At 67.8% G+C, this 22,497-nt stretch carries 22 protein-coding genes; 8 read left to right on the forward strand and 14 right to left on the reverse strand.

The window, feature by feature from the left end:
• Positions 1-37 precede the first annotated feature (37 nt).
• The 5 genes from P3L18_RS13375 to P3L18_RS13395 all read right to left on the reverse strand — a co-directional run bounded on the left by P3L18_RS13375 (position 38) and on the right by P3L18_RS13395 (position 3,791).
• Positions 38-379, reverse strand: a complete 342-nt coding sequence (locus P3L18_RS13375) for a hypothetical protein (protein ID WP_276114321.1) — start codon at positions 377-379, stop codon at positions 38-40.
• A 10-nt stretch (positions 380-389) separates the two neighbouring features.
• Entirely contained in the window at positions 390-1,061 is a 672-nt protein-coding gene (locus tag P3L18_RS13380; protein WP_079930778.1) for an FABP family protein, read from the reverse strand.
• A 257-nt stretch (positions 1,062-1,318) separates the two neighbouring features.
• A complete protein-coding gene (locus P3L18_RS13385) occupies positions 1,319-1,624 on the reverse strand; it encodes a DUF1416 domain-containing protein (protein WP_006368137.1) in 306 nt (101 codons plus the stop codon).
• Between the two features lie 2 nt (positions 1,625-1,626).
• Complete coding sequence (locus tag P3L18_RS13390) at positions 1,627-2,466, reverse strand: sulfurtransferase (RefSeq protein ID WP_006368138.1); 840 nt, start codon at positions 2,464-2,466, stop codon at positions 1,627-1,629.
• Positions 2,467-2,861: 395 nt separating this feature from the next.
• Positions 2,862-3,791 (reverse strand): DUF2993 domain-containing protein, encoded by a 930-nt coding sequence (locus P3L18_RS13395; protein WP_079930777.1) that lies wholly within the window; start codon positions 3,789-3,791, stop codon positions 2,862-2,864.
• A gap of 222 nt (positions 3,792-4,013) precedes the next feature.
• On the opposite strand from P3L18_RS13395, the gene P3L18_RS13400 reads away from it, so the two are divergent.
• The 3 genes from P3L18_RS13400 (at position 4,014) to P3L18_RS13410 (ending at position 6,787) form a co-directional block, all read left to right on the forward strand.
• Entirely contained in the window at positions 4,014-4,814 is an 801-nt protein-coding gene (locus tag P3L18_RS13400) for a response regulator transcription factor (protein WP_079930776.1), read from the forward strand.
• Complete coding sequence (gene mshD / locus P3L18_RS13405) at positions 4,804-5,739, forward strand: mycothiol synthase (RefSeq protein WP_079930775.1); 936 nt, start codon at positions 4,804-4,806, stop codon at positions 5,737-5,739. Before P3L18_RS13400 ends, mshD begins: the two co-directional genes overlap by 11 nt.
• Before the next feature lie 100 nt (positions 5,740-5,839).
• On the forward strand, positions 5,840-6,787 hold the full coding sequence (locus P3L18_RS13410; RefSeq protein WP_253194057.1) for an endonuclease/exonuclease/phosphatase family protein: 948 nt from the start codon (positions 5,840-5,842) through the stop codon (positions 6,785-6,787).
• Positions 6,788-6,794: 7 nt separating this feature from the next.
• Here the strand turns inward: P3L18_RS13410 and P3L18_RS13415 are convergent, their stop codons facing one another.
• Positions 6,795-7,925 carry an LLM class flavin-dependent oxidoreductase gene (locus P3L18_RS13415; RefSeq protein WP_276114322.1) on the reverse strand — a complete coding sequence of 377 codons (1,131 nt, stop codon included), beginning with the start codon at positions 7,923-7,925 and terminating at the stop codon, positions 6,795-6,797.
• Between the two features lie 29 nt (positions 7,926-7,954).
• Between P3L18_RS13415 and P3L18_RS13420 the strand changes: the two genes are divergently transcribed.
• Positions 7,955-8,779: an arylamine N-acetyltransferase gene (locus P3L18_RS13420; protein WP_276114323.1), complete on the forward strand. Its 825-nt coding sequence runs from the start codon at positions 7,955-7,957 to the stop codon at positions 8,777-8,779.
• On the opposite strand, the gene P3L18_RS13425 is transcribed toward P3L18_RS13420, so the two are convergent.
• Entirely contained in the window at positions 8,737-9,939 is a 1,203-nt protein-coding gene (locus P3L18_RS13425; RefSeq protein WP_276114324.1) for a 4-hydroxybenzoate 3-monooxygenase, read from the reverse strand. The genes P3L18_RS13420 and P3L18_RS13425 overlap by 43 nt on opposite strands.
• Positions 9,940-9,978: 39 nt before the next feature.
• Positions 9,979-11,169: a hypothetical protein gene (locus tag P3L18_RS13430; RefSeq protein ID WP_276114325.1), complete on the reverse strand. Its 1,191-nt coding sequence runs from the start codon at positions 11,167-11,169 to the stop codon at positions 9,979-9,981.
• Positions 11,170-11,715: 546 nt separating this feature from the next.
• Between P3L18_RS13430 and pstS the strand changes: the two genes are divergently transcribed.
• From pstS to pstB, 4 genes are all read left to right on the forward strand, one after another.
• A complete protein-coding gene (pstS, locus tag P3L18_RS13435; RefSeq protein ID WP_216354260.1) occupies positions 11,716-12,840 on the forward strand; it encodes a phosphate ABC transporter substrate-binding protein PstS in 1,125 nt (374 codons plus the stop codon).
• Positions 12,841-12,914: 74 nt separating this feature from the next.
• Positions 12,915-14,003, forward strand: coding sequence for a phosphate ABC transporter permease subunit PstC (gene pstC / locus P3L18_RS13440; RefSeq protein WP_079930769.1), 1,089 nt, complete (start codon positions 12,915-12,917; stop codon positions 14,001-14,003).
• Positions 14,000-14,929, forward strand: a complete 930-nt coding sequence (gene pstA, locus P3L18_RS13445; protein WP_006368150.1) for a phosphate ABC transporter permease PstA — start codon at positions 14,000-14,002, stop codon at positions 14,927-14,929. The genes pstC and pstA overlap by 4 nt, the downstream gene beginning before the upstream one ends.
• A 73-nt stretch (positions 14,930-15,002) precedes the next feature.
• Positions 15,003-15,779 (forward strand): phosphate ABC transporter ATP-binding protein PstB, encoded by a 777-nt coding sequence (pstB, locus tag P3L18_RS13450; protein WP_014361332.1) that lies wholly within the window; start codon positions 15,003-15,005, stop codon positions 15,777-15,779.
• Between the two features lie 111 nt (positions 15,780-15,890).
• Here pstB and P3L18_RS13455 read toward each other — a convergent pair whose 3' ends face one another.
• From P3L18_RS13455 to P3L18_RS13480, 6 genes are all read right to left on the reverse strand, one after another.
• Positions 15,891-16,043, reverse strand: a complete 153-nt coding sequence (locus tag P3L18_RS13455; protein ID WP_172398886.1) for a hypothetical protein — start codon at positions 16,041-16,043, stop codon at positions 15,891-15,893.
• A 144-nt stretch (positions 16,044-16,187) separates the two neighbouring features.
• The gene (gene phoU / locus P3L18_RS13460) at positions 16,188-16,844 is read right to left on the reverse strand and encodes a phosphate signaling complex protein PhoU (RefSeq protein WP_079930768.1); all 657 of its coding nucleotides are present in this window, start codon (positions 16,842-16,844) and stop codon (positions 16,188-16,190) included.
• A gap of 117 nt (positions 16,845-16,961) precedes the next feature.
• Positions 16,962-19,208, reverse strand: a complete 2,247-nt coding sequence (locus P3L18_RS13465; protein WP_276114326.1) for an LCP family protein — start codon at positions 19,206-19,208, stop codon at positions 16,962-16,964.
• Positions 19,209-19,394: 186 nt separating this feature from the next.
• Positions 19,395-20,528: a tRNA dihydrouridine synthase DusB gene (gene dusB / locus P3L18_RS13470; RefSeq protein WP_276114411.1), complete on the reverse strand. Its 1,134-nt coding sequence runs from the start codon at positions 20,526-20,528 to the stop codon at positions 19,395-19,397.
• Positions 20,529-20,632: 104 nt separating this feature from the next.
• Positions 20,633-21,625: an acyl-ACP desaturase gene (locus P3L18_RS13475; protein WP_006368156.1), complete on the reverse strand. Its 993-nt coding sequence runs from the start codon at positions 21,623-21,625 to the stop codon at positions 20,633-20,635.
• Positions 21,626-21,911: 286 nt separating this feature from the next.
• Positions 21,912-22,442 carry a nuclear transport factor 2 family protein gene (locus P3L18_RS13480; protein WP_079930766.1) on the reverse strand — a complete coding sequence of 177 codons (531 nt, stop codon included), beginning with the start codon at positions 22,440-22,442 and terminating at the stop codon, positions 21,912-21,914.
• Positions 22,443-22,497: the final 55 nt, after the last annotated feature.

Consider the following 22,497-nt stretch of genomic DNA (forward strand, 5'->3'; position numbering starts at 1 on the left):
AGAGATCCTCGGGTACGGCGGACAAGGGAACCGGTCGTCAGACCAGTGCCGCCGGCGCGCGCGGATCACCCACGCGCACAGCAAGAATCAGTTCACGAAGAAGTTGTGGCCGGCGGCGCCGGCGCCACAGCGTGCGATCGACCGGTGGCGGAGTGCGCTGCGGACTGATGCGCAGCGCCGCCAGCACACGCAGCATCAGACGTCGGGCGACCGGATGCGCAGCGGTGCCGGCCGCGAGTGCGATGAGCACCACCGCGAGGACAGACGTGACCGCGGTGGGCGCAGGCGGTCCCATGACCAGGGTGAATAGAAACGGGACCCACATCATGGCGAGATACACCGGTAGCGAGCGAGGGGCTCCCGTGTGATCGCGCAGCATGACGATTGCGTCAGCCGACGTGACGCCGCAGCTTGGCCGACAGGCGCGGGGTGAGGTCCCCCTCGGCATCGACGCGTTCCTCGACGTAGGCGAGATCGCCGTCGGGCACGATGCCGTAGAGACGCTTGGCGCCGCCGGTGTGCTTGCCCGACTCGGAGCGGATGACGACGTCGGTGGTCAGATTCCACGACGTCTGATTGAGCGGGCGGCCGTAGTACAGCTCGATGGAGCCCTCGGCGTGGGTGAGGAGGAGTTCGATGCTGTCGTCCTCGCCGATCCGCCAGAAGCCGGCCTCACGCAGATCGGGTCGGACGAAGTTCCCGTCCTCGTCGATCACCCACGAACGGGCCTCCCAGTTGAGGAAGTTCTGTCCGTCGTGGCTGGCCACGATCTGCTGGGCGAAGTGGTAGTCGTTGCCGCTGACCGGGTCGTGGCCCTCGCCCTCGCCGCGCCAGACTCCGACCATCGGCAGAAGGGCGAGCAGGCCCGGATGCAGGTCGGCGCCGATCCGCAGATTGGCGGTGTCGGCGGGCAACGGCAGATCGTCCCACGAGGGGGCGTTGCGTTCGCGGCTGCCGGATTCGGCGGCACGGACCTCGGCCTGGTTGATCGCCTCGTCACCCGACCGACGTGGGATATCGGCCCCGTCGGGGTCGGGTTGTCCGTCGGACGGCAGGGTCACGATTCGTCGTTGACCAGGCGGTAGATCACGTACAGCGTGAACCAGATGATCAGCAGCGTTGCCAGACCCAGCAGGATTTCGAAGAAGAGGACCACGGGTGGCAGTTTACCTCTCGGGGTGTGCGCGGACGTCGTCGGACCGGCCGAGTGAAAGATGAATCACGGGCCGCCCTGGGAAGACCCGAGGAAGAACAGGTGAGAACGCCGACGGCCCGGCCACCGCGAGGGTGACCGGGCCGTCGGGGAGTCCGTGTGGACTTACTTGCTGACGGTGATGTCGTGCGTGTGCACGCCGGGTCCGTCCGGGCTGACGGTGACGTCACCGTTGCCGACCGAGCTCAGCGCACGCAGCGTCCACTTGCCGGGCGCGGCGAAGAAGCGGAAGTCGCCGGTGGGGCTGGCGACGACCTCGGCGGTGAACTCACCGGTCTCGTCGAGCAGCCGCACGAACGCACCCGCGACGGGGCTCCCGGAGTTGTCGGTGACCTGTCCGGTCAGGACGGTCTCCTTCTCGACATCGACGCCCGCGGGCAGCTTCTGTCCCTGCTTGGGTGCAGCACACATGATTACTTACCTTCTCCCAGTTCAACCGGAACGCCGACGAGCGAGCCGTATTCGGTCCAGCTGCCGTCGTAGTTCTTGACGTTCTTGTGGCCCAGCAGCTCCTGCAGAACGAACCAGGTGTGGCTGGAACGCTCGCCGATGCGGCAGTAGGCGATGGTTTCCTTCTCGCCGTCGAGGCCGGCGTCCTTGTAGAGCTCGGCGAGTTCGTCGTCACTGCGGAAGGTGCCGTCCTCGTTGGCGGCCTTGCTCCACGGCACGTTGATGGCACCGGGGATGTGGCCGGGACGCTGGCTCTGCTCCTGCGGCAGGTGGGCAGGGGCGAGGATCTTGCCGGAGAACTCGTCGGGGCTGCGCACGTCGACGAGGTTCTTGGCGCCGATGGCGTCGACGACCTCGTCGCGGAAGGCGCGGATCGAGTTGTCCGGATCGGCGGCCTTGTACTCGGTGGCCGGACGGCTCACGGCATCGGTGGACAGCGGCCGGCCGTCGAGCTCCCACTTCTTGCGGCCGCCGTCGAGCAGCTTCACGTCCTGGTGGCCGTAGAGCTTGAAGTACCAGTAGGCGTACGCCGCGAACCAGTTGTTGTTGCCGCCGTAGAGCACGACGGTGTCGTCGTTGGCGATACCGCGCTCGGAGAGCAGCTTGGAGAACTGCTCGCGGTCGACGAAGTCACGACGAACCGGATCCTGCAGGTCGGTCTTCCAGTCGAGCTTGACCGCGCCCTCGATGTGGCCGCCGTCGTAGGCGCTGGTGTCCTCGTCGACCTCGACGAACACGACCTTGTCGGTGTGCAGGTTCTGCTCAGCCCAATCGGCGCTGACCAGGACGTCGGAACGTGCCATGGGTGTTTCCTCCCGTAGATGTGGGTATCGGGTGTAGTGGAGATGATCGTGAAACAGCGATGAAGGCGATCGGCGTCGGACGCCGACGAACTTCGGCGGATGATGACGGCATGATCGGCGGAGAGCCCGGGATCTCGGTGGACGGCGTCGTCATGGGAAACGCGCCTGGACCGGCCGGCATCGAGTGACCGTGCGACTCGGGCGGGACGGGCCGGCGCGAGCGAGACGATCACATCGTGATGCGACAGCAACAGTCGGCGACTCGACAGAAGTCGATCGCCCGGCGGCGGGTGAGCATGAACTCACGGCGCTGTTGCATGTCCACGAGGGTACAACAGCGAGCGGTGCCCGCCGCAAGCGTGTCCCCGGCCCGGCCGTGGTTGCGATCGTCGAGGTCAGAAGCGCGCGGGCAGCAGGTCGCGTGGCCCGGACCCGGCGGTGAGCAGGATGTCGCTGCCCGAGCTGTGTGCCCCGGTCGCCGGCAGGTCCCACGGCATGGGCAGCAGCGGCAGCGTGGCGGTGAAACGCGCGAACACGGCCGCGCGTAGAGCGGACTTGTCGGCGCCGGCGAGTTCCGGTGCGTCGACGTGCTTTTCGGGCCCGGTGTAGAAGCCCGTCGCCTGCAGGTGCAGCCGGCCATCGCGCACCGATACCTCGACGGTGACGCTGACCCTGGTCCGCGGGCCCGGGTACTCCGAGGCCGACGGCGCGCGCTGCGGACTCGGCGTCGCACCGGTTGGCGGCGCCGAGGCCGGCGGCAGCGCCACCGATCCGGTCAGCACGATCCCCGAGGTGCGCTCGAGGTTGCCGAACTGGGGTCCGCCGCCGCCGACACGGTCGGGGCCGGCGGGGGTGTTGACGGTGAGATCCAGGATGCCCAGCATGCGGCCCAGATTCACCGAGTCCAGTCGCGAGTAGGCGGTGACCGAATCGATGTGCAGGGTGTCGGTGGGCCCGATGTCGAAGCCGTCGGGGACCCGCAGCGCCCCGAGTGTCGCCCCGAGTTCGGCGAAGCAGGGGCCGGCCGCCGGATACGAGCATCCCTGCGCGATCGGCACCCCGCGGGCGGTGATCGTGGCGCCGGTGAACTCGCCGGACGAGGCATGGGTCAGGAACGGGAAGCCGCCGAGCGTCACCTCGGGCCGGTAAGCGATACCCGGTGCACTCGCGAGGGACGTCGAGAGGCGATGTTCGCCGCGACTTGCCGCGACGGTGTCGGCGATCGCCGCGATGGCACCCACGACGACGACGAGCGCAAGCGTCACCAGAAGCGTGCGTCGCAGCCGATGTCGCGAGGGTGCGGGGGTCGCTGCGTCCGAGGTCACGGCCTCCGAGTCTGCCTTGTTAACAGCCGAACGTGACATTGCGGCTATTCTGTCATCTGTCGCGCACATGTTGGTAAGGCAGAGTAAACATGCCCTTTCAGGCGCGATCGGTGGATCGCCTCAACGTCGAGGTGGCCGGGAGACGGGGTACGACCATCCCCGAGGCCCCCTGCCTCGGGACGTAAGGTGCGCGAGGCGCGACGAGGAAGATCGGAGAAGGACGTGGATCTCCTGTTGTTGACCGCCGATCCCAACCCGGAGTCGGTATTGCCGTCCCTGTCGCTGCTCGCGCACACCGTGCGGGTGGCTCCGACGGAGGTGTCGTCGCTGATGGAGGCGGGTAACGCCGACGTCGCGATCGTCGACGCCCGCACCGACCTGGCCGCGGCCCGCGGACTGTGCCGGCTGCTCGGCAGCACCGGATCGGCGGTGCCGGTGGCCGCGGTGCTCACCGAGGGCGGATTGGTCGCGGTGAATGCGGATTGGGGACTCGACGAGTTCCTGCTGCCCGGGACGGGCCCCGCCGAACTCGACGCCCGCCTGCGTCTGCTGGTCGTGCGCACCCGCGGCATCAGCGCCGAGGAGGCCTCCGGCAAGGTCACGCTCGGTGAGCTGGTCATCGACGAGGGCACCTACACCGCCCGTCTGCGCGGGCGCCCGTTGGATCTGACCTACAAGGAGTTCGAGCTCCTGAAGTATCTGGCGCAGAACGCCGGTCGTGTCTTCACCCGGGCGCAGTTGCTGCAGGAGGTCTGGGGATACGACTTCTTCGGTGGCACCCGCACCGTCGACGTCCACGTCCGGCGCCTGCGCGCGAAACTCGGCAGCGACCACGAGTCGTTGATCGGCACCGTCCGTAACGTGGGCTACAAGGCCGTGCGCCCGACGCGCGGCCGCTCCGCCTCGGCGGAGACCGCCGACGACGAGACCGCGGACGCGGGAGACGAACTCCCCGGCGAGGACCTCGGCGACATCGGCGACACCCGGATCGATCCCTTCGACGAGGAGTTCAGTGCCCCCTGAGGTCGAGGTCCCCGAGGTTGACGTCATCGAGTCCCTGACGCCCGAGATGGCCGCCCACGCACACCGTGTCGTCGCGGCAGCGACCGCGGCCGACGGGGTGGCGCCACTGTCGGAACAGGCCGTCCTCGCCATCGACGGTGCCGGCGTGGGCGTTCGACACGTCATCAGCGCGGCCGGCTACGCCAACATCGTTGCCGGCCGTGACGACGAGCCGGCGATGATCGAGGCCGTCGTCGATCCTGAACAGCGTCGCAGGGGGCACGGCCGGGCACTCCTCGAAACCGCCTTCACGGCGGCGCGCGAACGTGCCGGCGCCGCCCCCACCTCGGACGCCGTGCGGGCCTGGGCGCACGGCGATCTCCCGGCCGCGCAGGCGTTGGCCGCATCGCTCGGGCTGCAGCGTCGGCGAGAGTTGTTGCAGTTGCGGCGAACCGGTGGAGCCGATGGCCTACCCGCCCTCGACGTCCCCGCCGACATCGAATTGCGCACCTACGCAGGGTCTTCGGATGACGCGGAGATCCTTCGCGTCAACAACGCCGCCTTCGCCTGGCACCCCGAGCAGGGTGGGTGGGCCCCCGAGCAGATCACCGAGCGCGTGGCATCGGACTGGTTCGACCCGGCCGGGTTGTTCCTGGCGTTCGACGCCGCGGCCGGTGCCGGCGAATCAGATCGCCGACCGCTCTTGGGTTTTCACTGGACCAAGACGCAGGGGCCGGGGCTCGGCGAGGTCTACGTCGTCGGTGTCGATCCGGCCGCGCAGGGTCGCGGTCTCGGGCGGCTGCTGACGCTGGCGGGTCTGCACTACTTTGCCGAGCGGGGTGTCGACGAGGTGCTGCTGTACGTGGAGGGTGACAACACCGCGGCGCAGCACACCTATGAGCGATTGGGCTTCACCCGCTACGCCATCGACGTCGCCTATGGGTGAGCCGGCCCCGGCAACAGGTGGTCGTCGTTCGAGCTCTACCGGGGTGACCCGCTTCGGTGTGATTCGGCGGGGTGTGATCCGGTGGAGTGTGATCCATTGGGTGACAACGATTGTCGGCGTGGTGCTGGTCGGTGCGGGCGCCGCCGGGGTGGCCGCCCATCATTCGCCGCTGACCAGCTCGACGGCCAGCCGGATCGCCGCGTTCACGCCGTTGCTGGTGTTGGCCTCGATCGTCGGGTTGGCCGCGCTGCTCGCCGCACGGCGCAGGCTCGGTGCGGTGCTCGCGACCTTCGTGGTGGCGGCCGGCGTGGTGACCCAGGTACCGCTCTACGTCGGCTCGGCGTCGGCGCGGGCCGATGATCTCGTGGTCATGCAGGCCAACATCTACCTCGGCGCCGCCGACACCGACGCGCTGGCCGCCACGGTGCGCGCCGAGAAGGTCGACATTCTGACCGTCGTCGAACTCACCGACGCGGCGCTGACGCGCCTACGCTCCTCGACTCTGGCTGCGACGCTGGGGTATTCGTTCACCCACGCCCTGCCCGACGGCCGGGGGATCGGCATCTTCTCCCGGTTCCCCCTCGTCGAGGGTATGGTGCTGGAGCATTTCCGCCTGGGGAACGTGCGCGCGGTGGCCGACATCGACGGCCACGGCCGCCACGCCGTCTACGCACTGCATCCGTTGCCGCCGTGGCCGGAGCCGGCCTGGCGCTGGCAGTCCGAACTCTCCCGACTCTCGTCGATCCTGAACGCCGAGACACTCCCGACGATCGTCGGCGCCGACATGAACTCCACCTGGGATCATCGGCAGTTTCGAGAGTTGTTGCGCGGCCACGGTCCCGACGGATCACCGGGCCTGCTCGACGCCGCCGAACTCACCGGCGCGGGCGCCGCCGCCACGTACCCCGCGAACCGTCGGATACCACCGATGCTGGGGATCGATCACGTCATGACCCGCGGCGGGCCGGTACCGACGTCGCTGCGTACGGTGGACCTACCGGGATCCGATCACCGCGGCGTGGTGGCCACGGTGCGTCTGCGCCGATAGCGGGCCGTCAGGCCACCGCGGGGGTGGCGGGCGCACCGAGCAGCGGCAGCAGGAGATCGGCGGCGATCTCGGCCTCCGCGGCCAGCGGCCAGCCCGACAGAATCCAGATGTCGATACCGGCCTGTGCGGCAAGGGTGTTCATCGCGCGGGCCACGTTCTCGGCGCTGCCGACGAAGTACGTTCCGGTGCCCTTGCCGGCGATGTCGAAGGGAGGTTCGGCGGCGGTCCAGGTGGTCAGCCCGGCGGCCATGCTCGGGGCGAACTCGAGTAGGTCGCGCCCGGGGATGCGCCCGGCACGCAGGGCGTCGATACGGCCCTGCACCTGCGGGTCGGGACTGGTGATCTCGTCGAGCCCGGGAAAGCCGAAGCTGCGCAGGTTGCGGTCGGCCGTCGCGAGCACCGTCTCCGGGCGTGTGCGGGACAGCTGATCGGAGAACCGCTCCCACGCCTGCTCGTCGGTCTCGCGCACGATGACGCTGGCGAGCACGCCGAAGCGCAGCGACCGGCCGCGGCCTGCGGCGGCGTCACGGACCCGGGTGAACAGTGTCGACAGGTCCGCAGGTGCCGACATGAACGACAGGTACACGTCGAGGACCTCGGCCGCGTGGGCAATGCCCTCCGGTGATGCGCCGGTTCCCCAGACCTCGATGCCGCCGGGCTGTCGGGGGCCGGGGATCGCGGGCTTGTATCGCGGTCCGTAGGAGAAGAATTCGCCGTCGTAGGCGTCGGTGGCGTCGGCGTAGAGACGTTTGACCTGGGTCCAGTATTCGGCCGAGAGCCGGTACCGCTGCGCCTTCGAGGCGTACTGGCCGTACCGGGCGAGGACGGCGTCGGCACCGTTGACCTGATTGAAGATCAGGCGCCCGCCCGAGTACTGGTCGAAGACCTGTGCCTCCTCGGCGAGCATCGCCGGTGGCTTCACGCCCGGGTACACCGGGATCAGAAAGCGCAGATTCTCGGTCTCGGGGACGAGCGCGATCGGTTCGCGCGCGGTGGTCAGTGCCCCGCCGTAGCCGAGCCGGTCGAGGGTGCGGGCCTGATGCCGGATCACCTCGAAGGTGGGTTCGGTCCGCAGCGACGGTTCCCACGGGACGTCACCGTCGGTCGGATTGATGTACCAGAAGACCTCGGGCGCCATGGAGGATGAGGTTAGCCTATCCTGTTTTCGTGGACGCAACCGACACCTCGCCGATCAGCGCGGGGGCGCCGCTTCGGCCGGCCGCGTATCTCTCGAGGATCGGCGTGACCGATGTCGCCGCCGACCCGGCGAACCTCGTCGTCGCGATCGCCACCGCGCAACATCGGCGAATCCCGTTCGAGAATCTCGGCATTCACCTCGGGACGCCCGTCGAGGTGGACCCGCACGTCATCGTCGACAGGCTCGTCGACGGCCGTCGGGGCGGGATCTGCTACGAACTCAACGGGCTGCTGCTGCTCGCGTTGCGTGCGTTGGGTATCGATGCGGACGTCGTCGGCGCAAGGGTGGAGTCGGCCGCCGGTCTCGGCCCGCCGCTCGGGCACATGGCCGTGCTGGCGCAGGTCGGCGGAGAGCCGTGGCTCGTCGACGTCGGATTCGGTGGCGAGATGGTCTGCCGGCCCATCGACCTGGCCTCGGTCGCCGAACGCCGTATCGAATGCGGGTCGGCGGCCTACCTTCTGGAGCCGTACACGCGGGAACTCGCCGAGTTCGAGGCGATGGCCTGGTGGCACAGCACCTCGCCGCGGTCACGATTCACCGGCTCGCTCATCGCCACCCGGCCCGTCGACGGCGGCCGCGTGAGCATCACCGGCGGCATCGACCACTATCGGCTGATCGTCACCGACGCGCGGGGAACGCGCACCGAATCCGACCTCGATCACCGCGCGGCGCTCGACGTGTGCCGCCGGGTGCTCGGCCTCGACGTCGACGAGTTGCCTTCGCTACCAATCGGTTCCGCGAGTGACCGGTCTCACTCCGGGCGCCACGGGGTGGGAAACGGTAACCCGAGATAGACCTCGCCGAGCGCCTCCTGCTCGGCACGGGAAGCGACCCACCGGGTCAGCTTCGCGCGCCGCAACCCCCAGTCGAACGGGTCGTCGGTGAAGCGGTGCAGCACCGAGGTCAGCGTCCAGGAGAAATTCTGCGCCTGCCAGATCCGCGGCAGCGTGGTGTCGGTGTAGTTCTCGAGGGGGGTGCGGTCACCGTCGCGGTAGAACACCCCGAGGGCATGGGACAGCACACTCGCGTCCGACACCGCGAGGTTGAGCCCCTTGGCGCCGGTGGGCGGCACGATGTGGGCGGCGTCGCCGAGCAGGAACAGCGAACCATGCTGCATGCGTTCGGTGACCACGCTGCGCAGCGGGGCGAGGCTGCGGTCGAAGATCTCTCCGGTCTGCAGCTCCGGATGATCGTCGGAGGCACTGCGCCTGCGTAATTCGGCCCAGATACGTTCGTCGGGCCAGTCGGCGAGATCGGTGTCGGCCGGCACCTGGAGGTACTGGCGCGTGATGTGTGTGCCGCGCATGCTGTGGACCGACAACCCGTCGGGGTGGGCGCAGTACATGCCCTCCTCGGTCACCGGAGTCGTTCGGGCCAGGATGCCCAGCCATGCAAAGGGATACACGCGTTCGATGGTGCGTACCGAGGACGGCAGGCGGGTTCGGGACACCCCGTGGAAGCCGTCGCAGCCGGCGACGAAGTCGGCGGTGAGGCGATGGGTGCGGCCGTCGACGGTGTAGGTGAGCTCGGTGGTGGGGCCGTCGGTCGGGCCGATCTGGACGTCGGCGGCGTCGAACACCAGCGGCAACCCGGCCGCCGTGCGGGCGTCGATGAGGTCGGCGACGATCTCGGCCTGCCCGTAGACGAATGCGTTGCGCCCGGTCAGCCGGTGGAAGTCGAGGTGGTGGGTGTGGCGATCGAACCGGAGGTAGAAACCGTTGTGGCGCAGCGCTTGCGCGTGCAGGCGACCGGCGACGCCGAGTTCGGTCAGGGTGTCGACGGTGGTCTGTTCGATCACGCCGGCGCGAACCCGGGCGCGCACGTGCGCCTCGTCGCGCGCCTCGAGGACGACGGCGTCGATACCCTGACGGTGCAACATCATCGCCAGCGACAATCCCGCCGGGCCGGCACCGATGATCGCGACCTGACAACGTATGAGGGGACTCCTGGGCATGAGGGGACTCCTGGGTGTGGGTGCTCGGTCGATACGCGCTCAGGTGAGCGCGACCAGGGCACGGAGACGATCGGGCAGGGCGGCGAGTGCGTCGGCGACCGCGGCGGAGGACACCGCGTCGTCGAAATGGGCTGCGGCCACAGACATCCCGCCTCCGACGAGCGCGGTCGTCACGGTGAGGCCCTGCGGCGTCGGGGGGTCGGCGACCGAGAACACCCGCGCCCGCTCGTCGGCCAGCCACGTCCAGCGGTGATCGCGGCCCGGCACGGTGCCCACACTTGAATGGAGCAGCGGCACCGGCACATCGGTGAGTGCCGCGGGCGGTGGGTCGGCTGTGCGCCGGGAGGACGCGAGCGTCTTGACCGAGGTGATCGCAAGGTTGGCGATGGGCCGCCCCATCCGTGCCGACGCCGTCAGGGCGCGTTGAAGTTCGTCCGGGTCACTGCCGGGCGGAACCGGAAATGCCAGTCCGGCAGAGAAATTCGCGAGCGTGTTCCGGGATCGGGGGAGATAGACGCGGGCGTCGAAGGGAGCGGTGATCGTCGGATGCAGATCGACGCCGGCCTCGACGAGCGCATCGACGAGCGCGACGGTGGTCAGCGCGTACATCCCCACCCCGGGACGGTCACGGTCCCGGGCGGCGCGGACCTCGGCGACCGTGGCCGCGGGGACGTGGGCGAGGGTGGCGCGTGGGCGGCGGCCGGTTGCGGCGTCGACGCCGCCGACGGTGCCGGAACCGCCGGGTATCGACGCCGCTTCGCCGGTGGTCCGGACTCCTCCGGGCTCCGTCGGCGTCCGACGTAGCAGCCGCGCCAGCGCGACCACGCGGCGTGGATCCGCGCAGACCGCGGCCGAGGCTAGCGCCAGCGGCGGTGTGCGGTGGCCGAATCGGCGCCACGTCCGGCGATCATGCGGATCGGTGGACCCGAGGATCACCGCGACGACGACGTTGAGCAGTGCGGCGTCGCCGAGACCGTGATCGAAATCGATGGCGATGTGCTCGTCACCGAGTACGACGCGCAGGGGCCGATCGGGGCCGCTGCGGACCTCGTCGAGCAGACGCAGCGGATCGTCGCCGCCCCTGCTCGCCCGCACCTGGCAACCACCGGCGTCGGGATCGTGGGTCCATCGTGCACGCGCTGGTGTGGGGTGCAGGCCCACCCGCGTGAACGGGCCGGCCGCAGCCATCGCGCGCACTCGCTCGCGCACCTGCGCCACGGACTGAACCACCACTGGTCCCACGACCAACGCCGAGCGCCGGCGGCTGTGGTGGCGGTCGAGGGCCGCGCTGCGAACCGATTGCCGAGGGATGGACCCGCGTGGCATCGCGACCCGGGATGTCGGGAGTGCGGGATCAGGGGTTCGCTGTGTCGCCATGAGAATCGTGACAACTTTACCAAGCCTTACCTAAATTGAAGGCGTCGGGATGGGCTTTGCGCTGGCGCGCACCCGACGGCAACCCGGCATTCACCGCACGCTCACCCGGGTGCCGAGCGCGGGCCGCAGGCCACGCGTGGCGCGTGGCACGCGGTGTCGGCGTGTGGAGGGCCACAGCGACCCGAAATGGGACGTATCGGTCCAGCTCCGAGGGGTGATTGTCCGATCTACGCATCCGGTCGGGAGACGATGTGACCGGAATCGACATGTCCGAGTCGTCCAATTCATCTTCCGTTCACCTTTCGTCGGGGGACCGTCCATCACTGCCCCATAAGGTCAGCTCGACCGGGCAGGGTCGCATGGCCCGACTGCCGTGTTTTGATGCTGGAGGAACCAGAAGTGAAATTGAGTCGTACAGGTGCTGTTGTCGCCGCCATGGCGGCCAGCTCGGCCCTCATTCTCGGCGCGTGTAGCAGTAACGCGGACAAGGGGACCACCAGCGCGGCACCCGCGTCGGCCGTCGCCAATGTCAAATGCGAGGGCAAGCAGTCGCTCAAGGCCAGCGGCTCGACCGCCCAGGCCAACGCGATGAAGATCTTCTCCACGTCGTTCGCCAAGACCTGCCCGGGCTACGAGCTCGCCTACGGTGGCGGCGGCTCCGGCCAGGGTGTCTCCGACTTCACCCAGGGCCTCACCGACTTCGGTGGCTCCGACTCCCCGCTCAAGGGTGACGAGATCAGCAAGGCAGCCGCGCGTTGCACCGGTTCCGAGGCCTGGCAGCTGCCGCTGGTCTTCGGTCCGATCGCGGTCGCCTACAACGTCGACGGGGTCAGCGACCTCGCACTGTCCGGCCCGACGCTGGCCAAGATCTTCAGCGGCGAGGTCAAGACCTGGAACGATCCGGTGATCACCGCCGATAACCCGGGCAAGACCCTGCCGGCGACCCCGATCAGCGTCATCTACCGCGCCGATCAGTCGGGTACCACCGACAACTTCCAGAAGTACCTGACCGCTGCCGGTGGCTGGACCAAGGGTGACGGCAAGACCTTCAACGGCGGTGTTGGCGAGGGCAAGCAGGGCAACCCCGGTGTGGGTTCGGCCGTGAAGCCGACCCCGGGTTCGATCGCCTACGTCGAGTGGGCCTACGCGCAGTCCAACAACCTGTCGATGGCCAAGATCATCACCGATCAGGATCGCAGCGGTGTGGCGTTGACGGCGGAGTCGGGTGGCAAGACCATCGAGTCGGCCACCCTCAAGAACGGCCCGGACAACCACAACATGGTGATCGACACCTCGTCGTTCTACAAGCCCACCTCGGCCGGTGCTTACCCGATCGTTCTGGCAACATATTCGATTGTCTGCTCGAAGTACTCCGACACCTCGGTCGGGCAGGGCGTCAAGTCCTTCCTCTCGGTCGCCTCGGCGCCGCAGAATCAAGGGCAGGAACTGATCAACGCGGGTTACATCCCGCTCCCGAGTGACTTCCAGCAGAAGCTGCAGGCCTCGATCAACGCCATTCAGTAGGCGGCGCGAACGTCAACGAAACACCTCGAAGTACCCGAAGCAGCGAAGACCCGAAACCCTAGGCGATAAGAGTTATGTCAGTGGATGACACCACCGGTACGGGCCGGGGTCATACGGACAATCCGTACGACCCCGGCGCGCAGCCGCCCGAAACGCCCAACCAGTTACCGCCCGAAGAAGAGCGAGAACTCGACGAGCAACTCCACCCGGGCCTGCGTAGCCACCGAGGTGCCACCGGTGACCGCGTCTTCTCCTATCTCGCCCGGGGTACCGGGTTCTTCGTCATCGCCCTGATCGCCGGTATCGGTATCTCACTGATCGTCGATGCCATACCGGCGATCGCGGCGAACAACGCGAACTTCCTGTTCTCCTCGGAGTGGCAGGTCAGCCAGTCGAACTTCGACGGCAACTCCGTGCGCTTCGGTGTGTGGGAGTTGTTCCGGGCCACCGCATTGTCGTCGGTCTTCGCCCTGGCGCTGGCGACGCCGATCGCCATCGGCATCGCGGTCTTCCTCGTCGAATACGCACCGCGGCAGATCTCCCGGCCGCTCGGTGCGGTCATCGACCTGCTCGCCGCGGTGCCCTCGATCATCTTCGGCCTCTGGGGCATCTACATCCTCGCGCCGTTCATCGCGCCGTTCGCGGAATGGTTGAACAGCTCGCTGGGCTGGTTCTTCCTGTTCTCCTCGGGCAGCACGTCGGTCGCCGGCGGCGGCACCGTCTTCACCGCGGGCATCGTGCTCGCGATCATGATGCTGCCGATCATCACCTCCATCACCCGCGAGGTGCTGCGCCAGACGCCGAGCGGTCAGAAGGAGGCCGCGCTCGCGCTCGGCGCCACCAAGTGGGAGGTCATCCGGATGACCTCCTTCCCCTACGGACGCTCCGGCATGATCGCCGCGTCGATGCTCGCCCTCGGACGCGCACTGGGCGAGACCATCGCAGTGATGATCATCCTGAGTTCGGCTGTCGGCCGCCTCAAGTGGTCGCTGTTCGAGGGTGGTGACACCTTCGCCTCCAAGATCGCCCGCGACGTCGGCGAGTTCGTCGGCAGCCGCGACACCCAGAGTGCGTACATCGCAGCAGGTCTGGTGCTGTTCATCCTCACATTCGTGGTCAATGCGATCGCCCGTTCGGTCGCCGGTGGAAAGGTGAACGGATGACCGTCACGATGGACAAAACTCCCGGGGGCGGCCCGATCAAGGCCTCCGGCACGGCCTTTCGCGAGGTCTCGCTGAGCCGGAAACTGCGCAACAATTCGGCGAAGGGCATCTTCATCGGATGCTTCGTCATCGGCGTCATTCCGTTGGTGTGGCTGCTGTGGACGGTCATCTCCAAGGGCGTCGGTGCCATCACCGACCCGAACTGGTGGTTCGGCGACGCCTACGGCATCGACACCACCACCCAGTTCGGGGCGGGCGTCGCGCCGGCCATCATCGGTTCTATCATCCAGGCGCTCGTCGCCGCGATCATCTCGGTGCCGATCGCTGTGCTGACCGCGGTCATGCTCGTCGAGTATCCGACGTCGCGGCTGGTGAAGCCGGTCAGCTTCATGGTCGACATCCTCGCCGGCGTGCCGTCGATCGTGGCCACGCTGTTCATCTTCACCGTCTTCGTCATCGGGTTGTCGATGGGGCAGAGCGGCTTCATGGTGAGCCTCGCACTGATCCTGCTGATGATCCCGATCGTCGTGCGCTCCACCGAGGAGATGCTCAAACTCGTTCCCGACGAACTCCGCGAAGCCTCCTATGCGCTGGGCATCCCCAAGTGGAAGACCATCATGCGCATCGTCATCCCGACCGCGCTGTCGGGCATGCTGTCGGGCATCTTCCTGGCCATCGCCCGCATCATGGGTGAGACCGCGCCGGTGCTGATCCTCGCCGGACCGGCGAGCACCATGGTCAAGACCAACCCGTTCGAGGGCGGCATGAACTCGTTGCCCCTGTTCATCAAGGACATGTGGGCGGCGAGTCAGCCCGCGTCGTCGTTCTACTACTGGGGCGCCGCGCTCACCCTGATCATCATCGTCGCCGTCCTCAACCTGTTCGCCGCCGTGCTCTCGAAGTTGCTGGCCCCCAAGACCAAGTAAGTCTGAGCCGCGCCCGCAGTCGAAAGGGGCTGTGTGGCCAAGGCTCATCCAACGCCGTAAAGAAAGTAGTTCCATGGCCAAGCGCCTCGACATCAAAGACCTGAACATCTACTACGGCAAGTTCCACGCCGTGAAGGACGTGACGCTCTCGGTACCGCCGCGCAGCATCACCGCGTTCATCGGCCCGTCGGGCTGCGGCAAGTCGACCGTGCTGCGCACCCTCAACCGGATGCACGAGGAGATCCCGGGCGCCTACGCGGTGGGCAGCGTGCTGCTCGACGGTGAGGACATCTACGGCAAGGGCGTGAACCCCACCAGCGTCCGTACGACCATCGGCATGGTGTTCCAGCGCCCCAACCCGTTCCCGACGATGTCGATCCGCGACAACGTGGTCGCCGGGCTCAAACTGCAGGGTGTGCGGGGCAAGTCGCAGCTCAACGAGGTGTGCGAACGCAGCCTGCGCGGCGCGAACCTGTGGGAAGAGGTCAAGGACCGCCTCGACAAGCCCGGTGGCGGGCTCTCCGGCGGTCAGCAGCAGCGTCTGTGCATCGCCCGCGCGATCGCGGTCTCCCCGGATGTGTTGCTGATGGACGAGCCGTGCTCGGCGCTCGACCCCATCTCGACCCTGGCCATCGAGGACCTGATGGGGGAGCTCAAGAAGGACTACACGATCGTCATCGTCACCCACAACATGCAGCAGGCCGCGCGGGTGAGCGATCAGACGGCGTTCTTCAACCTCGAAGGGGTCGGCCAGCCCGGCCAGCTCGTCGAGATCAACGACACCGAGACGATCTTCTCCAACCCCACCAAGCGCGAGACCGAGGACTACATCTCGGGACGCTTCGGCTGAGGCCGGGAGCACGCAACGACCGAAGTCCCCGGACCGCCTGGCAGTGGCACGAAGCCATCGGCGGCCGGGGACTCGTCGTATGTCGTGGTCCTGTCACGTGCTGAGGTTTTGTCACATGTTGAGGTAGAGAATCGCGAGTAGCACCAGCAGCGACGCGATCACCCCGGCGTAGGTGAGCAGCTGCCGGGCACACACCCCGGCTCCGACGTCGCCCTGATCCCCGGCGGCGTTGACATCCTGGTCGGCGGGAGAGTGCAGGCTCATGACGAGCTACGCTAGCCGGTCGCCAGGCCCCGATGCACACCGATCGGTGACCTCGGATCGGGTATCACACGCAGACACGAAACGTGGTGCAGCACACAGGAGCGTGCTGCACCACGAAAGCGGAAGTGACCAGGGTGAGACGCCCTAGACGTCCAGTTCGGCGAGAGTCTTGCCGGTCGCCTGGAACACCACTCGGCGTCCGATCATGACGGCGTGGTCGGCGAAACGCTCGTAGTAGCGGCCGAGCAGGGTGATGTCGACCGCGGAGGCCACCCCGTGGTCCCATTCCCGGTCCATCAGCACGGTGAACAGGTGACGGTGCAGGTCGTCCATGGCGTCGTCGTCCTCCTCGAGACGGACGGCGGCCTGCGGATCCTGCGAATCGAGGGCCTCGCGGGCGTTCCGCGCGAGATGCACGGCCAACCGGCCCATCTCCGCGAAGTAGCCTGCGACCTCCTCGGGCAGCGCCTTGGCGGGGTGGCGACGGCGTGCGACCTTGGCGACGTGCAGCGCGAGCGCGCCCATGCGGTCGGCGTCGGCGACGATCTGCAGCGCGCTGACGATGCCGCGCAGATCACCTGCCACCGGGGCCTGCAGGGCCAGCAGCCCGAAGGCCTGCTCCTCGGCGCGGGTGGCGAGTTCGTTCATCCGGTCGTTCTCACTGATGACCTCTTCGGCGATCGCGAGATCGGCTTGGAGCAGCGAGCGGGTCGCGCGCTCCATCGCCGAGCCCGCGAGGTCGCACATCTCACCCAGGATGGTGTTGAGTGAGTGGAGTTGTTCCTGGTAGGCGGTCCGCATGTATCAAGGCTACTGCCTGTGTCGAGCGCTCACCGTCACCCGCCGGGTGAACACACCGTGAACGGTGATCGGCGGTTCGACGAGGGCCGTCATACCCGCCGAACGGCGTGGTGCAGGTCACGAACAGGTGGTGTCACCGGCGTTGGTGATGGCCAGGTCATTGGGCAGATTCGAGGTGTTGGCCGCCGGCGGCAACGACGACGCCGAGAGCGTCGTACCGACCGCGGGAGCCGTCCCGACCGATCCGTCGAACTCCGACCCCAGAATGACCTCCACACCGTCGCGCACCGTGCGGTCGAGCTGGATCGAGGCGCCCGGGAACATCTCGGCCACCGTGGCCGCAGAGTCCTCCGAACCGGTGCCGTACCGGATGACGGTGTCGGTGCGGTTCTCCGACGCGTCGGCGACGCCCTGGACGTCGAATCCCTGCGCCGACATCTGGTCGGAGACCTCACTGGCGATGCCGCTGCGCCCACTGCCGTTGAGGACCCGCAGCGAGACGTTGCCGGGGTTCTGGGCGGTCGCCGCCACCTTGGTCGGAGCAGCCGGCGTGGTCGTCGACGGGCGGGTGCTCGAGCTGGTGCCGGCCTTCTCGGCCTGCTCGCCGGGCAGCGGCTGATCATCGATGATCGCGTTGAAGATCGCGTTGATGGCGTCGGTGTTGGGTAGCTCGTTGTTGCTGCCGTCGGTGGCGGTGCCGCTGGTGGGCAGGGTGATGAAGGTGACCCGGCCGGCCTCGATGCCCTGCATCGACTCCGCGAGCTGCAGCAGTGACTCGGTGTTGACGTTGTCGACGTAGCTGTAATTGATGAACGTGTTGACGATCGAATTCAGCTTCGCCGGATTGGTCAGCACGTTGCTCGACAGACTCGACCGCAGCAGCGACGACATGAACAGCTGCTGCCGTTTGATGCGGCCGTAGTCGCCGTTGCCCTCGGTGGAGACCATGCGGGCGCGGACATAGTTCAGCGCGCGTCGGCCGGTCAGCTTCTGCTTGCCCGGTTTGCGCAGGATCTGACCGAGCTCGTAGTCGTAGATCGGTTGGGTCGAACAGACCTCCACACCGCCGACCGCGTTGACGACCTTCTCGAAGCCCTCGAAGTCCATCGCGATGAAGTGGTTGATGTTCAGACCGCTCATCTCGGTGATGACCCGCACCAGGCACTGCGGACCACCGTCGGCGTAGACGCTGTTGAGTTTCACCTGCGTCTCGGCGCCCAGCGGCGCGCCGTAGGAGCCCTTGTCGTTGTCCCACTGCTCGCATTCGGGCCGGTCGACCTGCAGATCACGTGGGAACGACACGGCTACGACCCGGCTGCGGTCGGCGGGGATGTTGACGAGGATGACGGTGTCGGAGCGGGCGCCCTCCACGTCGGCGGTGGTACCCGCGCCGACGTCGCCGTTCTGCCCGCTCCGGGTATCGGTGCCGACGATGAGGTAGTTCTCGTCGCCGTACTGGGCGTTCTTGTTGCGGATGTTGGTGTCGTCGGGGTTCACGGCCATGATGTTGCGCCAGGCGCCGTTCTTGGAGTTCAGATAACCCCAGACGAAGCCGGTGCCGACCAGTGCCATCACGCAGGCCACCGCGACCAGGATTCGACCGGTCACCGTGGCGTTGCGTCGCATCACCTGCTTGCGCGTGCGAGCCCGCACCCGACGGGGACGCGAGCGCGCCATCGCCGCCAGATCCGGTGTGCGCTGCAGCGGGGGTCCGGTTGGTTCGGTGGCCTCGGCGGAGGCCGCGTGCACGGTCTCGGGGGCGGCGGCAGGAGTGTCGGTGCCGGTGTCGGCGGCGTCGGGGGTGGGTGCGTCCTCGGTGTCGCCGGCCGGTGCGACCCGTGTGACCGGCTCGAACTCCTCGGGTGCGACCGGTGCGGCGTGGGAGCCCTGTGCGCGCGACTCCTCGCTGGCACGGCGCGCGGTGGCCTGGTCGGAGAGATCCACGCCGGTCGGTGTGTCGGTGACCGGGGGAAGCTTCTGGGTGACGTCGGCCGGTGCGTAGGGCGGGACCGGGGGAATCGACTCGGTCGGCGGGTCCGCACGCGGGTGGGCAGGCGCAGCAGGCGGGCTCGACCGTGGTCGTCGGAGTCTCGGGCGGGTCGGCGGGATGGCCTGGGTCGGGGTGTCGTCGGAGGCTCCGGCCGACGCATCGTCGGCATTCATCTGTTCCATCAGCTGCCGCACGGTCAGCCGATTGCGCCCCCGGACGAACCGATCCGCGGAGCGGGGCTCGCGGAGCCGATCGGCGGGTGGGCTCTCACCGGACGCGGCGAAGCCCGACCCACGATCGTCGCCGGTACGGCGAGCGTTGGGGTCGTCGCCGTCACCCGGCTGGGCGCCCTTGTTCGGCGTCGAACGACTCAACTGACAGTTCCTCTTCCCCCGGCAAGCTTTCGTGGACCGCGTCGTCGGGGTTCAACGCGTGCGGCACGCTCCGATCACGAACCTGCCGCAGCAGGACCTTGCGACATCTTACTTAGTCTCCGCTGTGAAGCACTCGCGCCGGTCGCCGATCCCGGCCGAGTGGGCACGCGTCGCGCAGGTCTCCGCTCACCCGCCGGAGTGCATCACCTCGGCGCCGGCCGGAACCACGTCCTCGTCGGGATCGTCGAGCCAGCCGTCCGGGAGCGCCACCTTGGCGGGTGATCCCTGACGCCCACGAGGACCGTGTCCGTCGTCGGGGAACGGGGCCTCGGCGGGCAGTGTGGCCACCAGATCGCGCAGCTCCGACAGTGTGGTGACCAGTGAAAGTCGTTGGCGCAGATCCGATCCGGCAGGGAAACCGCGGAGATACCAGGCGACGTGCTTGCGAATCTCGCGCATGCCCTTGTCCTCGCCGTGGTGGTCGGCGAGAAGCTCACCGTGGCGCACGATGATGGCCGCGACCTCGCCCAGGGTGGGCGCGGCGGGTGCGGGCAGGCCGTTCAGCTCGGCGGCGAGCTCGGCGAACAGCCACGGCCGGCCGAGGCAGCCGCGGCCGATGACGACGCCGTCACACCCGGTGCGCTGCATCATCGCCACCGCGTCGGCGGGCTCGAAGATGTCGCCGTTACCGAGCACCGGGACATCGGTGACGTGCTCCTTGAGACGTGCGATCTCATCCCAGTCGGCGTGCCCGGAATATCGCTGCGACGCGGTACGGGCATGCAGCGCAACGGCTTTCACACCCTCTTCGGCGGCGATACGCCCGGCGTCGAGGTGGGTGTGGTGCTCGTCGTCGATGCCGATGCGGAACTTCACGGTGACCGGGACGTCGGTGCCCTCGGTGGCGCGCACCGCGGCGGCGACGATCTTGCGGAACAGGGTGCGCTTGTAGGGGATCGCCGATCCACCACCCTTGCGGGTCACCTTGGGGACCGGGCAACCGAAGTTCATGTCGATGTGGTCGGCGAGGTTCTCCTCGACGATCATCTTCGCGGCCTCGTAGGTGTAGCGCGGGTCGACCGTGTACAGCTGCATGGACCGCGGACTCTCGTCCGGGCCGAAGGTGGTCATGTGCATCGTCACCGGATGGCGCTCGACAAGCGCTCGCGCGGTGACCATTTCGCACACGTAGAGCCCCGACACCGTCCCGGTGCGGGCGAGTTCGAGTTCGCGGCACAGGGTGCGGAAGGCGACGTTGGTGACCCCGGCCATCGGTGCGAGGACCACCGGGCTCGACAACTCGAACGGTCCGATGCGCAGCCCGGATGCTCGGGACGTCGGGTCGGACGGGGCGTGCGGGACAGACGCCGAACCGGCGCCCTCGGTGATCGAGGACGCCGGTGCGGTCAGGGTCGGTGCGGTGCTCAGGATGCCTGACGCTCCCGCTTCTTGGCCTCGCGGGCGAGGGCGCGGTCGCGCATCTCCTCGAACTTGAGGGTGTCCTTCTCGAGTTGCTCGAGGAAGGCGGCGAGCTCCTCGCGGGTCTTCTCGCCCTCGCTGGTGAAGTCCTCGCGTTCGAAGACCCGCCACTTGCGCAGCACCGGCTGCACGACCTCTTCGAGGTGCTGGCGCAGGTCGTAGATGCCGTGCTTGGCCATCAACACGCCGTGGCGGCGGAAGTTGGGCATGCCGGCGCCAGGCATCTGGAAGTTGGTGACGATGTCGGTGACCGCGCGCAGCGTCTGATCCGGTGCCAGATCCATCCCGGCGCCACAGATGTTGCGGTAGAAGATCATGTGCAGGTTCTCGTCGGCGGCGATGCGCTGCAGCATCTTGTCGGCGATCGGGTCGTTGCAGGCCTTGCCGGTGTTGCGGTGGCTCACCCGGGTGGCCAGCTCCTGGAAGGTGACGTAGGCGACGGAGTGCAGGATGCCCAACTCGTCGGCGTGCTCCTCCAACTCGTCCGCGCGTCCGGCGGCGGCGAGCATCGGGTCGTAGCCGTTGGTCATGTGGACCATGCGGTCGGCCTCGAGGGCGGCGGGATCGACACCGCGGGTCACCACGAGGTAGTCGCGCATCACGATGCCGTGACGGTTCTCCTCGGCGGTCCACCGACCGACCCAGTGGCCCCACGCAGAATCCATCGAGAAGTTGTCGGCGATCACGCGGTGATACGAGGGCAGGTTGTCCTCGGTCAGCAGGTTGGTGATCATTGCGGCCTTGGCGACCTCGCTGAGCTGCGACTGCTCGGGGTCGTAGTCCGGGCCGCCCAGCGCCGGGTAGTTCTTGCCCTCATCCCACGGGATGTAGTCGTGCGGGTTCCAGTCGCGGGCGATCTTGAGGTGTCGGTTCACGTTCTCTTCGGCAACCGGAGCGAGTTCCTGCAAGAGCTCCAGTTGAGTCAGTGCACGTGCCATAGAGATTCCTCCGAACGGTGGTCGCATACGTGTGGGGTCGGTGCGCACACGGTTGGGTCAGCATTACAGGCTACGGCACATACCAGGCCGAACCCAAGTCATTACCTACGGTGTCGTAACCCGACCTCTCGGTCATGTTGCTATGGGGTGATGTCGCTGTCTTTCCGATGCTGCTGTCTTTCGGATGTCGCTGTGGGCGCGAATGGTGTTACCCCGGCTCACCATCCTGAGGGGTCGGCTTTGCCCGGGTCCAGACCCGGACGCGTACTCACAGGTGATCGACAGATCAGCGGCGCACGGCGAACGCCGGCCCGATCCGGCGCATCCATTCGGCCGCGCTGTCGTCGAGAGTACCGAGGTCAGATGCCCTTTCACACCACTTCATGGCGGCGGCACCGAACTCGAGCGGGTTGTAGACGTCCTCCTCGCGCGACCACAGGCCGTCGCCGGCGTAGGTGAGGATGGTGATGTTGGTCGCTGTGATGAGGCTGCCGTCGCCGGGATCGCGCATCGGGTTGTCCACCTCGCAGATCACCCGTGCGGTCGACGGGTCGGCGACGTGCCACAGTGCCGGGAATCCGGTCATGTGGCTGCCCGGGAATGCCGTCATCGTCTTCCAGATCCACGCCCGGATCTCCTCGCGACCACGCATGACGCCCAGAGCGTGCTCCACGTAGTCGGCGTCGGTGGTGAACAGGTCGGCGAAGCGGTCCCAGTCCCGGCTGACCCCGATCTCGGCGACGGTCCGCTGGAAGTCGGCAAAGGCCGCGTCGAGTTCGGCGGCGTCGAAGGTCGGTGCGGCGGCTGCGTTGGACACGTGTCCACCCTACGGTGACGGGAACCGAATCGGTCGAATTTCGCATTCTCGCGCA

This window comes from Gordonia sp. N1V (genome assembly GCF_029269935.1).
Classification (GTDB): Bacteria; Actinomycetota; Actinomycetes; order Mycobacteriales; family Mycobacteriaceae; genus Gordonia; species Gordonia polyisoprenivorans.

Excerpts from the sequence above, each read along its gene's own strand:
- P3L18_RS13390 (WP_006368138.1), bottom strand. The coding sequence starts at position 2,466 with ATGGCACGTTCCGACGTCCTGGTCAGCGCCGATTGGGCTGAGCAGAAC.
- phoU (WP_079930768.1), bottom strand. The coding sequence starts at position 16,844 with ATGCGGACCGCCTACCAGGAACAACTCCACTCACTCAACACCATCCTG.
- P3L18_RS13375 (WP_276114321.1), bottom strand. The coding sequence starts at position 379 with ATGCTGCGCGATCACACGGGAGCCCCTCGCTCGCTACCGGTGTATCTC.
- P3L18_RS13415 (WP_276114322.1), bottom strand. The coding sequence starts at position 7,925 with ATGGCGCCCGAGGTCTTCTGGTACATCAATCCGACCGACGGTGACGTC.
- pstA (WP_006368150.1), top strand. The coding sequence starts at position 14,000 with ATGACCGTCACGATGGACAAAACTCCCGGGGGCGGCCCGATCAAGGCC.
- pstB (WP_014361332.1), top strand. The coding sequence starts at position 15,003 with ATGGCCAAGCGCCTCGACATCAAAGACCTGAACATCTACTACGGCAAG.
- P3L18_RS13455 (WP_172398886.1), bottom strand. The coding sequence starts at position 16,043 with ATGAGCCTGCACTCTCCCGCCGACCAGGATGTCAACGCCGCCGGGGAT.
- pstC (WP_079930769.1), top strand. The coding sequence starts at position 12,915 with ATGTCAGTGGATGACACCACCGGTACGGGCCGGGGTCATACGGACAAT.
- P3L18_RS13425 (WP_276114324.1), bottom strand. The coding sequence starts at position 9,939 with ATGCCCAGGAGTCCCCTCATACGTTGTCAGGTCGCGATCATCGGTGCC.
- P3L18_RS13475 (WP_006368156.1), bottom strand. The coding sequence starts at position 21,625 with ATGGCACGTGCACTGACTCAACTGGAGCTCTTGCAGGAACTCGCTCCG.
- P3L18_RS13385 (WP_006368137.1), bottom strand. The coding sequence starts at position 1,624 with ATGTGTGCTGCACCCAAGCAGGGACAGAAGCTGCCCGCGGGCGTCGAT.